The organism is Bacteroides sp. MSSM.1001136sp1_RTP21357st2_D2_RTP21359_211015, from assembly GCF_040913205.1.
Classification (GTDB): domain Bacteria; phylum Bacteroidota; class Bacteroidia; order Bacteroidales; family Bacteroidaceae; genus Bacteroides; species Bacteroides ovatus.
The window spans coordinates 163,506-179,877 of sequence record NZ_JBDFVF010000001.1 but is presented as its reverse complement, the minus strand read 5'-3'; the positions used below and the strand labels follow the sequence as shown (position 1 = coordinate 179,877).

Annotated in this window: 12 protein-coding genes; all 12 read right to left on the bottom strand. The window is 40.7% G+C overall.

Annotated features, from left to right (window positions below):
• Nucleotides 1-5 precede the first annotated feature (5 nt).
• The 12 genes from AB5217_RS00700 to AB5217_RS00640 all read right to left on the bottom strand — a co-directional run bounded on the left by AB5217_RS00700 (nucleotide 6) and on the right by AB5217_RS00640 (nucleotide 16,312).
• On the bottom strand, nucleotides 6-185 hold the full coding sequence (locus tag AB5217_RS00700) for a DapH/DapD/GlmU-related protein (RefSeq protein ID WP_008776625.1): 180 nt from the start codon (nucleotides 183-185) through the stop codon (nucleotides 6-8).
• Nucleotides 186-239: 54 nt separating this feature from the next.
• On the bottom strand, nucleotides 240-1,763 hold the full coding sequence (locus AB5217_RS00695; RefSeq protein WP_008776624.1) for a lipopolysaccharide biosynthesis protein: 1,524 nt from the start codon (nucleotides 1,761-1,763) through the stop codon (nucleotides 240-242).
• Entirely contained in the window at nucleotides 1,753-2,772 is a 1,020-nt protein-coding gene (locus tag AB5217_RS00690; RefSeq protein WP_134978744.1) for an acyltransferase family protein, read from the bottom strand. The genes AB5217_RS00695 and AB5217_RS00690 overlap by 11 nt, the downstream gene beginning before the upstream one ends.
• A 255-nt stretch (nucleotides 2,773-3,027) precedes the next feature.
• Nucleotides 3,028-3,510 (bottom strand): hypothetical protein, encoded by a 483-nt coding sequence (locus AB5217_RS00685; protein ID WP_368112732.1) that lies wholly within the window; start codon nucleotides 3,508-3,510, stop codon nucleotides 3,028-3,030.
• Between the two features lie 431 nt (nucleotides 3,511-3,941).
• A complete protein-coding gene (locus tag AB5217_RS24925; RefSeq protein WP_008776621.1) occupies nucleotides 3,942-5,891 on the bottom strand; it encodes a polysaccharide biosynthesis protein in 1,950 nt (649 codons plus the stop codon).
• A gap of 66 nt (nucleotides 5,892-5,957) precedes the next feature.
• Nucleotides 5,958-7,025, bottom strand: coding sequence for an NAD-dependent epimerase/dehydratase family protein (locus AB5217_RS00670; protein WP_287767355.1), 1,068 nt, complete (start codon nucleotides 7,023-7,025; stop codon nucleotides 5,958-5,960).
• Between the two features lie 2 nt (nucleotides 7,026-7,027).
• Nucleotides 7,028-8,347, bottom strand: coding sequence for a UDP binding domain-containing protein (locus AB5217_RS00665; protein WP_287767357.1), 1,320 nt, complete (start codon nucleotides 8,345-8,347; stop codon nucleotides 7,028-7,030).
• A gap of 32 nt (nucleotides 8,348-8,379) precedes the next feature.
• On the bottom strand, nucleotides 8,380-10,806 hold the full coding sequence (locus AB5217_RS00660) for a GumC family protein (RefSeq protein WP_287767359.1): 2,427 nt from the start codon (nucleotides 10,804-10,806) through the stop codon (nucleotides 8,380-8,382).
• Between the two features lie 10 nt (nucleotides 10,807-10,816).
• On the bottom strand, nucleotides 10,817-11,650 hold the full coding sequence (locus AB5217_RS00655; RefSeq protein WP_287767360.1) for a polysaccharide biosynthesis/export family protein: 834 nt from the start codon (nucleotides 11,648-11,650) through the stop codon (nucleotides 10,817-10,819).
• Nucleotides 11,651-11,697: 47 nt separating this feature from the next.
• A complete protein-coding gene (locus AB5217_RS00650; RefSeq protein ID WP_368112733.1) occupies nucleotides 11,698-13,626 on the bottom strand; it encodes a polysaccharide biosynthesis protein in 1,929 nt (642 codons plus the stop codon).
• A 326-nt stretch (nucleotides 13,627-13,952) separates the two neighbouring features.
• Complete coding sequence (locus AB5217_RS00645) at nucleotides 13,953-14,543, bottom strand: UpxY family transcription antiterminator (RefSeq protein ID WP_368112734.1); 591 nt, start codon at nucleotides 14,541-14,543, stop codon at nucleotides 13,953-13,955.
• Between the two features lie 260 nt (nucleotides 14,544-14,803).
• Nucleotides 14,804-16,312 (bottom strand): DUF3078 domain-containing protein, encoded by a 1,509-nt coding sequence (locus AB5217_RS00640; RefSeq protein WP_287767362.1) that lies wholly within the window; start codon nucleotides 16,310-16,312, stop codon nucleotides 14,804-14,806.
• Nucleotides 16,313-16,372: the final 60 nt, after the last annotated feature.

Below are 16,372 nucleotides of genomic sequence, written 5' to 3'. Positions count from 1 at the left end.
AAATACTACCTGAGCTTCTTTTTTATAACTACCGGATTACCTGCTACCAATACACCAGAAGGCATCTTTTTGGTAGCAACAGAACCTGCTGCGATAATACTTAAAATTTCAACCTTTACTCCTAGAAGAATTGTGGCATTAGCTCCTACCCATACGTTGTTACCTATTATCACAGAAGCCAACATTTTGGAAAATAGATATCAGGGAATACCTTCTAATATCTAGTCAACTTTGACAATTTATCTAATATTTCGATTATCTGTTTTTAACAAATTGATTATTAGTTTTCTTTCATAAGCATTTAACCCTATACAAAACATTATTGCCAAAACTACTGCCATAGAAATTATTAAGAAAAAGAGACGATAATATAATCCGCTGTATGCCATACATAAGGAATAACCACCAAGCGTAATAATAACTGAAATGGCGCAAGGAATAATTGTTCTCTTTAGATATGTTCTAATTGGTAAATGAGCATCCTCTTTTGCTATTGCAATAATTGCCACATAATTTATCACTTCAAATATTATCAATGTCCAGAACACAACATAAGGTTCACAACCCTGTCTAAGTAAGATATAAGACGCCAATAAAGGAAGTGAGAGAATTGATATTTCTGCAAGTTGATATCGTTTCAAATTGCCAACCGTCTTAAATAAGTTATTTAGTGGATAGTGTATTGAACGAATAACAGAATGCAGCATTATTATTTTCATAAATCCTATCGTATAATCAGGAACTTGACCTAACCACAATAACAATATCTCTTTACTAAATACACATAAAGGCAATGCTATAAAGATCTGAAGAATAATATATATTTTGGATGCAAAATATATCACATCTAAAGTCCTCTCAATCTGTCCTGATGCGTATGTTTTTGTGCAGTATGGATTTATAACTGTTGTAACTGAATCCAAAGCCTTACCCAAAGCTGCATTTGCCTGATAAGCAATTGTTCTTGCAGCATTTGCAACAACTCCAGAGAATGTGTTTATCAACATATTTAGACCGTTCTGAGTAATCGCAAATGCTGTATTTCCCAAAAAATTCCATCCAGCAAAAGCACTCATGTCAATAAATATTTTCTTATCCCATACTCGTTTGAATCTACATTCCGAAAAGCGAGATCTGCAATACCAAAGATTCACCAAGAATACTATTATTGTGATTATAAATTGCAGTATGGCATACAGAATAAGTTTATCAATAGGAGAATATGCTAATGCGAAAACTATTGCAAGTCTAAGAACAGCTTCTAATACTGCAATGTATGCATAAAAATTCATCTTTTCATGCGCCAATACTAATGCATCAAAGGGGGTTGTAATCATACTAATTACAACAGATAGTAAAGAAAACTGTAAAACCCAATGAGTTGCAAATACTCGTGATGGATCAATAGACATCTTGCACTCAATGAACCAGATTCCAAGACCTTCTCCTAATACAAAAAGTGCGATACTAATTATTACATGAATCAAAATTGACATGTTGAAAATAGTGCATACCTTGTCAAATTTACCCTCTCCCATTGAGTAGTTAACAAAGCGCTGAGTGGATGTTGCAAACAAACCTCGTAAAGAGGAAAACATAGCAACAACGCTACCTATTACACCATATATTCCAAAGTCATCAACTCCCAGTTGCTGCAATACAATCCTTGAAGTGTATAAAGTAATGACAGTTAAGATTACCATTCGAACATACATATATGCAGTGTTCTTTGCCAATCTTTTACCTATTGATTCAGTCTTCATTTCTTTCCCTTTCTTTTCGATTTCCTAATACTATTGGCATGTATCTCTTTGTGAAAATTATGAGAGGATAAAAGAGGCACATAATAATTATCCCCAGTATCATACCATATATACTATTCCATTCTCCCACCAGAAAGGAGAAAATTGGTTTTACGACATTTATAATAAGCAGATTCAATCCAACAATCAAAGGGGCTCCGATGCAGAGTACTGTTAGTTGAGACTTAATATATGAAACATATTCAATTATCATCTTGCATATAGTCAATATAGAAATCGTGGTAGCGATACCGGTAAATATAAATAAGCTATAATAAGAACCATAACGCATCGTATCAATATCGCACCTACCATTAAACTGAGAAATGAAATAGGATAATACAAGAACAATGACAGTAAGCGAAACTTTCTTGTAGTTTCTGCAACATGAGCTATTCAAAAGTTGTTTGCTTTCCGTCCCTATTAAAAAGAACGGATATGCCATTATTGCTGAGTCTAACGGTATATAAGTATCAATATTATAATAAGTCAGCAACCTTACTGCTACGAAACACAACACGAATTGAAGTGTTTTAGATATTTTTGTCTTAGGCACTACTGCATATACTATCTTAATAATGAATAGAGCATAGAAAAACCACATTGGCGTACATACAGGTGTAAGAGATTCTGTCGCATAACCTACACCAAGAGCTATTGCAAACATCTGAGACTTCAACAGTCCGATACTGAAAGTCCCTTTGTACAATTCAAGTAATGAAAAAAAAATCAAGCATACCGCATTCAGACAAATGTATGGTATCATCAAAGTCTTAAAACTACCTTTTATGACAGGTATCCTCTCTATATAATCTTTTGCAAAGAGTCCTGATATGACAAAAAACAACGGCATATGGAAAGAATAAATATAACAACGCAAATCATCACTAACCATATTACCATGCCCTAATACCATAAGATATAAACCTATGACTTTTGCAAAATCAATCCAATATAAATGTTTGTTCATTTGTCGCAAGGAGAAATACTCATCATTTAATTTAAAAGTACCAAATTATCTGTCAATCAATAAACCGAACTCTTCTGATATAATGTAACGAGCTACCTCATACTGTTACAATGGTTCCAAATAAGATGAGATAGATTCTCCATCGTATCATAATTTACCTGCAGACTTCCCATCAGATTGTTTACCTGATTTGTAGCAAGCTGAAACTTGCAATCACTCAATGCTTATCGTAGATTATCATGTATCTCCATATCCTCAAAATTTCCAATATCTGGACTGGCAATTTGTCCTGATATTGAAGGCATTTCTCGATATATGTATCCTCCATCTGGAAGCAGTAATCAAAGTATTCAAACCAATTGCCAAAGTAAGGCCCAAGAAAGTATAGCGAACCCAACTGAGGTTTAGCTGAAAGCTTCTTATTACAATAGCTCCTAAGCTCTTCTTGCTGGCTTCGGCATAATTTAGTTGTGAAATGTCTCCCACCATTTGCTTACCATACCAATCAAGTTGCTGTAGCCATTTCAACAAGAGCTTATCTATCGTTTTCTTGCTTCTGTAGTTTGGGATAAAGCTTGTGAAATAGTAAAAAATAACAGAGGCTATCACAGAGAGAGCTACTGCATAGAAAACATCTCCCAGTGGAACCAACCACTGGTATGAAGCCTCTATGTTCACAAATAGCATCTTATATAGCAATGTCCATACGAAGCAAGCAATCCCTAGAATTCCTGCCATGCCAGGGTACGACTTGATGAATGCTTTGAAGCGTTCCCAAAATGGGAGCGGATTAATCTTACCAATAAACATCGTATTTGGGTTTTATTGTTATCTTATTTCTCTACAATTATGCCATTCGTTATAAAATCCAGTATCAAGGAAACTTTGAAGAGTTTCGAAAGCATCAATAATGTACTTAGTTGGCTACTCCCTACATAATTGCAACACCCAAAGATTGGAGACTATGACGAAATACGATTCTTCTTATTATCGGTTTCCGTATTTGTCTCTAACAATCCTTTGATACAACTTTACACGAGGTCAGCAGTCTGTCTCGGATAAGAGCACTTCTTACCAAATATGCTGGACAGATCCTCAATTGCAGTAGGCTTGCTAATCAAAGAGGCTGCAACTTCGTATCTTGCTATAAACTCTTGTAGCTCCATTTACTACTTATCAAGTATTTCGTATTTACTATGTTTGCTCTTAAACTCCAACACAATTTCCTTCATTTTCTTCACGATGGTCATATCATCGGCAGTAAAAGAGAGTTCATAAAGTTCTTTCTCGTTCTGGAGTGCGAGTTCATAAGGATATTCACGAACAGAAGCCACCATAATCTTAGGATGAACCGTTGGCTTTGTACCTTCCTTATCAGAGAGCACTTCCTCGTAGAGTTTCTCACCATCACGAAGACCAGTAAACTCAATCTTCACATCCTTAGCACCCGAGAGGTCGATCATTCGTTGAGCAAGGTCGGCAATACGTACAGGCTCACCCATGTCGAAGACGAAAATCTCTCCCCCTTTACCCATAGTACCAGCTTCGAGCACCAGACGACATGCCTCAGGGATGAGCATGAAGAAACGAATGATGTCTTTGTGAGTGACGGTAACAGGACCACCTTTGCGAATCTGTTCCTTGAATATAGGGATAACAGAACCGTTGGAGCCAAGGACATTACCGAAACGAGTAGTCACAAATTGAGTCTCTGGTTTCTTGCCGTTGGCTGTTTCAAATTTCAAGGAACCTTCAGCAATAGCCTTATTGAGACTCTGGCAGTAGATTTCACAGATACGCTTTGAACAACCCATCACGTTGGTCGGGTTAACGGCCTTATCGGTGGAGATCATCACGAACTTCTTGGTGCCATACTTTAATGCAAGGTCAGCAATGACACGTGTACCGTGGATATTGTTCTGTACTGCCTCAGTAGGATTGTCCTCCATCATAGGCACGTGCTTATAGGCTGCGGCATGGAAGACATATTCAGGACGGTACTCAGAGAAAATCTTCTCCATACGGTCAGGTTTGCAAATGCTGGTGACGATGGTCGCTACGTGAAGGTCGCTATGATTGCGAGCCATATAGAGGCGAACGTCGTGCATTGGAGTCTCAGCCTGATCGACAAGGATAAGGTCGGCAGGTTGGAACTTAGCCACCTGACGCGCCATCTCGCTTCCGATGGAGCCAGCTGCACCCGTGATGAGAATACGTTTGTCATGAAGCATCTCGCCTATGGCATCCATATCCACCTCAATCTTCTCGCGAGGAAGAAGGTCTTCAATTTCAACCTCGTGAAGCTGTTGATGAGTCAATTCGCTCTTGCCGTCCCACTCTTCTACTCCTCGTGGCATCATCATGATCTTAATGTTGGCAGCAACGAGGGCATCGATGAGGGTGGTACGTGTAATGAAATGGTTGGTCTGGAGTGGAGATACAAGGAGGACTGCCACCTGATAGCGCTTCATGGTGGCAACGACCTTATCTTCATCAAAGTGCACCTGTTCGCCCAAGAGCCATGTACCATTGAGAGAGCGGTCAGTGGAGATAAATCCACAAAGGCGGTAGCGCTGAAGGTTCTCGTTCTTGAGACTCTTGGCGAGAGCTATTCCTCCTTGCATACATCCGTAGATGAACACCTTCTGGATGTTGGCATCACCACGGTAGGTATCGTGCAGACTTTTGACAAGCACTCGCAAACACCACATGAGCATAGTGGCCACAATGAAAAGCATGATGACACTATCGAAGCGTGGGATAAGCAGATAAGGTGCGAGTTTTGCATACACCTGTACCTGATGAAGCAGACAGGTGCCAACGCTTGCAAGAGCAGTACTGTAGGCTACGCGATGGAGGTCAACGAAGCTAGAGTAGCGCATCACACCGTTGTAAGTGTGGAAAGCAAAGAAGGAGATGATATACACTATGAGACACAAGCCGAGACCAAAGGTGACTTGCCAGAAGTATTGTGCCAACTCCAAACCTCCATGCTGGAGGTAATACACAAAGAGTCCTGATACATAGACTGCCATACAATCCATGACAAGGATGCACCAGTAGGGCAGTGCCTTGCGCGAGAAGTACCAGTTGCTGATCTTACGCAATAATTCTTTCATGTTTATATTGTTTTGTAGCAGGCAACGGATTCGATCCGCAGCATCACGCCAATTGCTTAGAGGCATTTATTTTTCAGATGTTCCGTAGTATTTCGCATACCACTGAGCAAACGCCCTCAAGCCGTCACGAAGGCTAGTAGATGGTTTAAAGCCAAAATCTTGCTCCAATGGGGTGGTATCTGCATAGGTAATTGGCACATCCCCAGGCTGCATAGGTACGAGTTCCTTGTGTGCTTCGAAATCATAATCCTGTGGGAGTATATTTGCACAAATGAGTTCCTCCTGCAGAATAGTCACAAAATCAAGAAGGTTTTCAGGTGAATTATTACCAATGTTATAAACCTTGTATGGAGGAATTGGAAGTCCATCTTCACCGTTCCGCTTCTCAGGAGCGTGCTGCATGATGCGAACTACACCCTCAACGATGTCATCAACATAGGTGAAATCGCGTTTGCAGTTACCATAGTTGAAGATCTGGATGGTCTTACCCTCACGGAGTTTATTAGTGAAACCGAAGTAAGCCATATCAGGACGACCAGCAGGACCATAGACTGTGAAGAAGCGAAGACCAGTTGAAGGGATGTTATAAAGCTTTGAGTATGCATGTGACATCAGCTCATTGCTCTTCTTTGTAGCAGCATAGAGAGAAACTGGATTATCAACCTTGTCATCAGTTGAATACGGAACTTTCTTGTTACTGCCGTATACGGATGATGAAGAAGCATAAACCAAGTGCTCCACCTCATTATGACGACAGGCTTCAAGGATATTATAGAAACCGATAAGATTACTTTGGACATAGGCATTAGGATTGGTGATACTGTAACGGACGCCTGCCTGGGCCGCAAGATTTACGACAACGGAAATTTTGTTTTCAGAGAAAATTCTTTCTATCGCATCCTTATCGGCAATCGAGGCACGGACAAAAGTCCAGTCACGGTCTAACGACTCTATTTCCTTGAGACGCTCATATTTGATATTGACATCGTAATAATCGGTGATGGAATCAATACCGATTACCCTGATATTTCGGAAATCATGGAAAAGGCGCATGACAAGGTTGCTCCCAATAAAACCGGCAGCACCCGTTACAAGCACAGTCTTTCCGTCCAACTCTACATTATATGGCAACATGGTCAGTCCCTTCTAAAAATGTCACGTGTATAAACCTTTGCTTCCACATCTTCCAGACTGTTGTCAAAACGGTTGGCTATGATAGCCTTGCTCTGCACCTTGAATCCAGCAAGATCGTTAACAACCCTGCTGCCGAAAAATGTAGTCCCGTCCTCAAGCGTGGGTTCATAGATGATCACTTCCGCACCCTTCGCCTTGATACGTTTCATTATACCTTGAATGGCGGACTGGCGGAAATTGTCAGAGTTCGATTTCATGGTCAGGCGGTATACACCGATGACGCAAGTATGTTCCTTGGATGCGTCCCATTGTCCATTTCCCGTATAATAACCTGCCTTGCGGAGCACTGCATCAGCTATATAATCCTTACGGGTTTTGTTTGATTCCACGATTGCGGACATCATGTTCTGAGGAACATCCTGATAGTTGGCAAGGAGTTGTTTGGTATCTTTCGGCAGGCAGTAACCGCCATAACCGAATGAAGGATTATTATAATGTGTCCCAATACGGGGGTCAAGGCCTACGCCCTCAATGATCGCTTTGCTGTCCAATCCCTTTATTTCAGCGTATGTATCAAGTTCGTTAAAGTAGCTGACACGGAGAGCCAGATAGGTGTTGGCGAAGAGCTTGACTGCTTCCGCTTCTTTTATGCCCATAAAGAGCGTGTCGATGTTTTCTTTGACAGCCCCTTCCTGCAAAAGGGCAGCAAATGTCCTAGCTGCTTCCTGTAACATAGTGACATCCGTGACAGACCGGATCGCCTTGTTTTCTTCAGCAAACTCTGGACCGTCAATGATCTTCGGATAACCTACGATGATACGGCTCGGGTAGAGATTGTCATAAAGGGCCTTGCTTTCACGAAGGAACTCCGGTGAAAACAGCAGGTTGAACTTCTTGACTCCTTTCTGGGCATATTTTACATAAAGGTTACGGGTATAGCCCACCGGAATTGTCGATTTGATGACCATTACGGCATCGGAATTCACTTCAAGCACAAGATCGATAACTTCCTCCACACGACTCGTATCGAAATAATTCTTCACAGGATCGTAGTTTGTAGGAGCGGCTATTACCACAAAGTCGGCATCAGCATAGGCTGACCTCCCGTCCAAAGTGGCAACAAGATCAAGCGGCTTTTCAGCCAGATACTTCTCGATATAATCATCCTGGATAGGGGAAACCTTGTTGTTTAGTTTCTCCACCTTTTCCGGGATTACATCCACGGCAGTTACATGATGATGTTGTGATAGCAGTGTCGCTATGCTCAGTCCCACATAGCCAGTTCCGGCTACTGCGACCCGAATCTCTTTGAAATCACGCATATTATGTTTGATTTGGTTTTATCAATAGCAGTTTATTTATCCTCCCGACTTGTATGCTTCTCTCCATAACCATAGCCATAACCATAACGCTTGCCATAGCCATAATACTTGCCGTATTTACCATAACCATAATAATAGCCGTACTTCTTTTTCTGAAGATCCAAGCCGTTAATGGCGATACAGAGGTTAGGCAGTTTGTTGTTTTCCATAAGCTCATTGATCAAAGTAAACTCTGCCTTACGGGTATAATCGGCACGGCATACGTATACCGACAAATCAGCAGTACGCCCTATCAGCAAGGTATCAGTTACCATACCCACGGGGGCCGTATCCAGAATCACATAGTCAAAATTAGCCTTCAACGTTTCGATAGCTTTTTCCAAGCCGTCACGGGCCAATAATTCCGTTGGATTGGGAGGAACTGATCCGCCCGGAAGAATAAACAGATTCTTGTTTATATCGGAAGGCTGTACCAAATCCATCAGATTCTTTGTCGGATTGGTCAGAAACTGGGTAATACCATGTTCCTTTTGGGAAATATTAAAAACCTTATTCAAGCCAGGCTTGCGAATGTCAAGACCAACTATCACAACTTTTTTACCTAATAAAGAAAGACTGATGGCCAAATTGGATGATACGAAAGACTTACCTTCACCACTGATGGTAGAAGTCACCAGAATCACATTCTTGCCATTTTCAAGCATAAACTGAAGATTGGTACGTACATTACGGAATGTCTCACTCATCAGGTTATTATGATTCTCAAATACAGCTATAGAACCGGACTTTTCATCCGCCAACGGGATATCGCCAATAACAGGAAGAGAAGTTAGTTTTTCAACATCAGCACGGCCCTCAATCTTGAATTTGGTCAATCCAATCAGATAAATAATACCTACCGGAAATCCTACTCCTAATACCAAGGCGGCAAGATAGACCATCATCCTCTTAGGAGAAACCGGATTGTCGTCCGCTAACGCTTCATCAATAATCTTGGCATTATTTGCTGTAGCTGCCAAAGTGATGGCATTCTCTTCACGTTTTTGAAGTAACATCAAATAAAGACCGGCCTTAATTTCCTGCTGCCGGGCGATACTTACGAACTGACGTTCCTGGGTCGGAGCGTCATTAATGCGACGGGAATAGCGGTTCGCCTCACGTGCAAGGTCTTCTTTGGTTATCTGCAATCCTTTCAATGTAGCATCCAGCGTAGCCTGTACATTGCTCCGCATCGCACGGATACTAGTATCCAAATTTATGATCGTCGGATTATTCTCGGTTGATGTACGGAGCAAACGCTTTCTTTCAACCAACATTTCATTATATCTGTCTATTGCACCAGCTGATGCCGCATCCTGTAATCCAATATTACTTGGTAAGACCTCATATTCATTACCTTGCATATAGCGTTGCAAATCCATCACCAAATTGATTTGAGTCTGGTTTTCCACACGCTTCTTTTCATATTCAGCATTACCGGTTAAGGCTATTTGCGCCTCACTGCTCAAATCTGTAATTCCGGCGCTACGCTTGAAGTTCTCCAAGTCTTGTTCTGTACTTCCAAGTTCCTTGGAAATAATGCCGATACGTTCGTCGATGAATTCTGCGGTTTTTTGGGCTACCTCATTCTTGTCATTATTGGCATTGATATTGTACATTTCAAGGAGTTTGTTGATGAAGTCCTTGCCACGTTGGGTATTTGAGTTCTTTAACGAAAGAACAGCTACAGAAGCAGTTTTTGATGTAGGGGCTATCGACAAAGATTTGATATATCCTTTGGCCACAGACATCGGCCGGTTTATAAAAGCTTTTATATGACGCTCCTTACTTTCCTCCTTAGCCTGATTGGTCGTCAATGTATCTTTGCTTTCAAAAAAGGCGACCGTCCCCTCATCGGTCGGAAAAACAGCAGGTAATTTATCGAATTGTTTCCGGTACTCTTTGTCTTTCACTGTTATCAACGCATCCATCCCACCATTGGGAAATAAAGTCATCTCCACTTCCATTGGTGCAGACAGTTTTTCCGCCTCCTGTGGAGTCAAGCTCACCACTACGGGCGAGGTACGATAAAGTTCCCTATTAGGAAACTCATCTTCATCCTTATAAGTCACAAACAGTCCCAGATTGTTGACCACTTCACGGGCAAGAGACTTTGATTTCAGCACCTCAATTTCATTGTCTACATTGTTCGACGAGGAAACGAAGCCGTCCAGTCCCATCTTTTCCAGTTCGGAGGACATGCTCGCACCACCGCCCTTCTTGTCATCCTTGATTAAGACTGTAGCGGTTATATCATAGACGGGAGTGGCCAAACGCAGGTAGCCCCATGCGCAGGCGATACAGATTATTATAGAAACCACAAACCAAGGCCAATGGATCAGGTAACGGAAAAGGATTTCCTGAATATTCACCTGATCTTCCGGTTGCTCACCCCGGTTCTCTCTTTTTTCCTCAATCATATCTATATTACTATTTGAAGATTGTTACTAATAAACTTGCCAATGATACCAGAATAGAAGTAGCGGAGAACCACAAGCTGGTACTGTTACCTATATCAGAGTTACGAGCTTTTGCTTTATTAGGAGTCACATAGACTATATCATTCTGCTGTAACCAATAATAAGGAGAAAGAATTGTCTCCGCCTTGTTTAAATCCAATGTTACAATTTCCTGTTTGCCATCAGCACCCTCACGAATCAGTTTCACATTGTCACGAACTCCCCAAACCGTCATGTCACCGGCCATGGCAAGAGCTTCCAATAAGTTGACTTTCTCATTGTTGATAGTAAATGTACCCGGACGGGCAACCTCACCTAATACAGAAATTTTATAGTTTACCATACGGACAGTAACTATCGGAGTCTCCTTTATGTAAGGTTTCAGTTTGTCTATTATCAGTTGTTCAGCTTCTCTTTTCGTCAATCCACCCACTTTCAATTCACCCAGAACAGGAAAATTGATCTTGCCTTCATTATCTACCAGATAAGGTTGTAAGACAGGCTGGGTAGTCAATTGGGTGCTGGCAGTAGCCGCATTAGCAGGAGTTGCCACCGTCAAGTTGAACGGAACTGCAAGTTCCGGACTAGTACATGAGACTACGATAGTAAGTAAGTCTTTAGGCATTATCTTGGCATCATATAAATTTTCCTGTTGATTGGTGTCCTTTACAACTCCCGCATCCTGCAAATAAGGTACTTTCTTATAGGACTGGCAGGAAGCAAACAGAAATACCACTATCAGACAGGAAAACAAACTTCCATATAAGCTTCGTACATTCAAATGCGTGCGCAATGATTTATTCATATTAAATGATAATTTATTTATAGAATCTTTTGTTGATTATTCCCTATTTATTCTTTATCCAGTACTTCAAATCGCGGAGAATTTTTTGATTTGAACTCCGGAACTATTTTCTTCATCAACCGCACGGTATCCATGATCTTTACCGCGCGCGACAACTTTTCAAATTCTGCATAAGTATCAAGAATATCAGCATATTCATACCGACGAACTTTGGCGATCATGATTTTCTTATTTTCTGTCGGGATCGTATTTTCTTTATCGCTCAACACCTCTTCATACAATTTTTCACCCGGACGTAATCCCGTGAATTCTATTTTGATATCTTCACCCGGACGATAGCCAGCCAATTCGATCATACGAGTCGCTAGATCAACGATCTTGACTGCTTTTCCCATCTCAAAAACAAAGATCTCATTGCCCTCACCCATTGTGGCGGCCTCCATTACCAAACGGCAAGCTTCGGGAATGGTCATGAAGAAACGAATAATATCGGGGTGAGTAACAGTCACCGGCCCACCATTCTCTATCTGTTCTTTAAAACGAGGAATGACAGAACCGTTACTACCCAATACATTACCAAAGCGGGTGGTGATAAATTTGGTATGACCTTTCACTTTTCCTTCACGGATAGCACATCCCAGACTTTGAACATAGATTTCAGCTAAACGCTTGGAACAGCCCATTACATTAGTAGGATTTACAGCTTTATCCGTAGACACCATAATCATCTTTTCAGCACCATATTCCACAGCCATATCAGCCACCTGACGAGAACCGGTCACATTGACAAGTACAGCCTCACAAGGATTTTCTTCCATCAATGGTACATGTTTATAAGCGGCGGCATGAAAGACGATTTGAGGATGATACAATTCGAATACCATACGAACGCGTTCCTTCACACGCACATCACCAATCACCGGAACAAAATCTATATTTGGATATTTTTTCTCAAACTCAAGACGGACATTATGCAAAGGTGTTTCTGCAGAGTCGAACATGATAAGTTTCTGAATTCCCATCTGCACCAATTGACGGCAAAGTTCACTGCCAATACTGCCTGCCGCACCAGTCACCAACACCACTTTTCCCCTGAATTCTTCTGCAACCTGACGAAGGTTGATATTAATTTCGGCACGACCCAACAAATCCTCAATCTTAATAGGACGTACCCACTGATGAAAGTTTCCGTCAGAGTCCGCTTCACTGATAGTAGGAGCTATCAATGTTTTAAGTTCATTGTTTTTACAATATTCCAGAAGTCGTTTTTCTTCCAGGCGGGTATCTTCATAACGGGCAAACAGAATCCCCTTAATTCCGCGCTTCCGCATAATATAATCAACATCCGATTCATTTTCAAAGTAATAAACGGGAAGATCTGCCAATCGGCGTCGGCTGTTATTTTTGCCATATACATAAAAACCGGCTACCTTATAATGGGCACTATCCCTAAGACGTAACTTCAAAGCTACACTCTCTTCATTAGTACCATAAATAAGAATACGTGTGTTCTTTTTATTCACCCAATCCAATAAAAAATCATAGACGATTATCAATGATACACGGAAGGTTGTCAAGATCACTAAAGTCAATAAACCATCAAATAGAAGATAGGATATTTTATAATTATATGGCAATTGGGTCTCATATATAACTCCAAAAGAAATAATGACCAAACAGGTAATTTTAAATAAAACGGCACACATGATACGCCAAAGTTCACGTGCCTGTGAGAAACGAATTGTATTACGATAAGTATGGAATAATAAAGAGCCCGCAACACTTGCCACCAAAGAAACGCAAGCAAACTTACAAAGCATCCAGTCGGTCATTGGAACATGCGCCATATAATGAATTACCGCATAAGCGACCAACGAACATAATACAGAAATTGCCGTGTCAATACCTAAAATAACCCAATAACTAAAATAATTTTTGCGGGCATATTGCACTATGCCCTTCAATGTTTTTTCCATTATAGTATAAATGAATAAAATAATATTTCGAAATTTGATTTATCTGATTGATTATGATCAGTACAAGGACTATGACTACGATTTCCATGTTGGTGTAGCCCAACAGAGAATCCCTTCATCTTTCGATACGTACATACATTTCTACACTATATCTTTTGTAAAGATATAATTCATAATACTTTATGGATTTTTATTTTTGAGAGAGGTCATCGATAAATATATCCACTGTTTGGTTACCGATGTCAGATAGACTGCCTGCTATTTTACAGACTTTCATTACATTTTTGCAGTAAAATCCCCATACCCCTATAAAATAGATTGATTACTCAATCACGTAAATCCCCATTTTCAGATACCGGCTCTACACACCCAGCCGGTATATCTACACATGCACACCCTAACATTGTCAATCGAACAGCAACTTTCGATTTCCCATTCACATGTACTAATTCCCCTTCCAATCCTGCCAATGGTCCCTTGATTACCCGTATTTTCTCTCCCGGAGCCAATGGCGATGTACTCATGCTAATCGTCTCATCCGAGTAATCGAGCATAAACTTAAATCGCAACATTTGTTGATCAGGAATAACAGCCGGAGTACTCTCCCCACGTAATACCATGTAACGGCTGATAGAAGATAAAGTCAGGACTTCTTTTTGTTCTTGCAGATCAACGTGAACGAAAATCATCATCGGAAGCAGTACCCGGTCGACAATTTTACGGCGGTCGCTCCATTGATGGACTTCTTGTTGAATTGGAAGGAAATTTTCGATCCCCATTTTCGTAAGCCGCTCACTTGTTTTTTTCTCGTGACAAATACGTACTATAGCCACTAACCAACGTTTTGAGCGCGCTACGCTGCTGCCAATCACATCTGTTGGCAGAAGATTTCGATCGTCATTTTTCTTAATGATCATGTATTTTTACCCCTCATTTTTCCATTACTCCTTAGGCAATGGATTGAATTCGGTGACAAAGATAGATAAAATTATAAATAGTAAACAAGAAAAAACGCTTTCTTTTTTTACATACAAATAGAAATATACAGTTAAGACTATCTTGGACGTGAAAAATCCGCTATCACATTGGTTCTATTTTACCACCCATATTTTGTACAACATCCCTAAACAAATCAGGCGCGGAAATTCCGCGCCTGATTTCTATTCTTTCGATTTACTTACCACTTATAATTGATACCGAAGCTAAGCAATTCTTTCAACTGGAAGAAGCTGTCTCCTTCAGTCGGTTTCGAGCTATCGTCAAAACGGGTATGTATATAGAGCTTGGTAGAAAGATAACGGTTCAAAACGAAGTTGAATGTATTTTCCCATTCTACACGTGCCCAATGATAGTTGGTCAGATAATTGAGACGAGACTCTAAAGTTACTGCAGAAATAATGGTCCAGTTCAATGTGGATTGTAACTGGGAACCAAAGTCATTTTTAGAGCATTTTCCTTTGTCTAAGCCAAACTTAGTTTCGTCTACTTCAGAGCTACCGATATAACGCAAGTTGTAAGTCAACGGTGCCATAAAGACTGAAAGATTAAATTTCTTCTTGCTCAATTTATAGTCCATACCGACACTGACCGCCAAATCTGCCGGAGACATGAAAGCGGAAACTAATTCTTCGCTGTTAGCTTTATATCCGTTGAAAAACTGTGTCTTAAACTCGGACGAAATGGTATAATACCAATTCTTGAAAGCTCTCAAACCTAATTTATTATACAAACGAAACTGGTCGGTATTGAACAGATATTTATGATATTCATCTGACGGAGTGGAAGTCATACCTACTTTAGCTTCCAGCTGGTTCTCAAACAGCACCTTTTCATTGTCATTATAGTTGGCAAAAATCTGAAAAGTGGCTAATCCGGAGAAGTTACTTTCACCTCCCTTATACCAGTTATCCGAAAGGTGGTTCTGGCTAATCTGCAACGATCCGTTACCTCCGGTCACCCACCAGTTCGGCCGACTAATCTTCATATTGGCTTTCCCTACATTATCATCCATATTTTCCGGTTGAAACAGATGAATAACGTTTGCTTTGGGAGATATTTTCGGCTTCACATCGTGACGGAATACATCACGACTCATGATGCGGTCTTCTGTAGTGACAACCAAGTTCGGACGTTCCAAATAAAGATCCATCAATGCACTGTTCACTATTTTCTCGGCACGCTGGGTTTTGGTAAATGCCAGGGTATCATAAGGCAGAAGTTCCGCTGTCAGTTGAGGAGTGGTGTCCCATTGCATAGGCTTCCATTCCAATTTCGAATATTGTGCCATCGGAGCATAATAATATGCCAATGGTGTGAACAGACGAAAATAATCGGGATCAGACGGAATATAACGTGGCGGCACAGACAGGTCGTTCAAATAATCTAATTGCGCGACATACTTATTATATAAATAAGAAACGGTATCCAGTTTCGGAGTCGGCCCCGACATATTCAGTTTGAGCATCAAATATTTCTGAAGCTCCGCCGAAAGCGTATCTGCTTTCACGACTCTGGCTTTTGCCACAACTGTTGAAGATTTAACCGTTTTGGCAGGTTTAATCGCTTCAGGAGCAGGCTGCAGAGAGTCAGTCGGAAGTGGAGAGGGATCGACAGATTCCTGTGCAAAAAGCGATAACGATAAGATTGACAGGATAAACGCTGAACATAAAGTAGTAATTCTCATCATATTTGTCTATGGTTTAGAGTGCAAAGCTACATTATTTTGTTCAGAAATCATAGGATTCTT

Coding starts and splice junctions, on each gene's coding strand:
- AB5217_RS00700 (WP_008776625.1), bottom strand. CDS start 185: ATGTTGGCTTCTGTGATAATAGGTAACAACGTATGGGTAGGAGCTAAT.
- AB5217_RS00695 (WP_008776624.1), bottom strand. CDS start 1,763: ATGAAGACTGAATCAATAGGTAAAAGATTGGCAAAGAACACTGCATAT.
- AB5217_RS00690 (WP_134978744.1), bottom strand. CDS start 2,772: ATGAACAAACATTTATATTGGATTGATTTTGCAAAAGTCATAGGTTTA.
- AB5217_RS00685 (WP_368112732.1), bottom strand. CDS start 3,510: ATGGCAGGAATTCTAGGGATTGCTTGCTTCGTATGGACATTGCTATAT.
- AB5217_RS24925 (WP_008776621.1), bottom strand. CDS start 5,891: ATGAAAGAATTATTGCGTAAGATCAGCAACTGGTACTTCTCGCGCAAG.
- AB5217_RS00670 (WP_287767355.1), bottom strand. CDS start 7,025: ATGTTGCCATATAATGTAGAGTTGGACGGAAAGACTGTGCTTGTAACG.
- AB5217_RS00665 (WP_287767357.1), bottom strand. CDS start 8,347: ATGCGTGATTTCAAAGAGATTCGGGTCGCAGTAGCCGGAACTGGCTAT.
- AB5217_RS00660 (WP_287767359.1), bottom strand. CDS start 10,806: ATGATTGAGGAAAAAAGAGAGAACCGGGGTGAGCAACCGGAAGATCAG.
- AB5217_RS00655 (WP_287767360.1), bottom strand. CDS start 11,650: ATGAATAAATCATTGCGCACGCATTTGAATGTACGAAGCTTATATGGA.
- AB5217_RS00650 (WP_368112733.1), bottom strand. CDS start 13,626: ATGGAAAAAACATTGAAGGGCATAGTGCAATATGCCCGCAAAAATTAT.
- AB5217_RS00645 (WP_368112734.1), bottom strand. CDS start 14,543: ATGATCATTAAGAAAAATGACGATCGAAATCTTCTGCCAACAGATGTG.
- AB5217_RS00640 (WP_287767362.1), bottom strand. CDS start 16,312: ATGATGAGAATTACTACTTTATGTTCAGCGTTTATCCTGTCAATCTTA.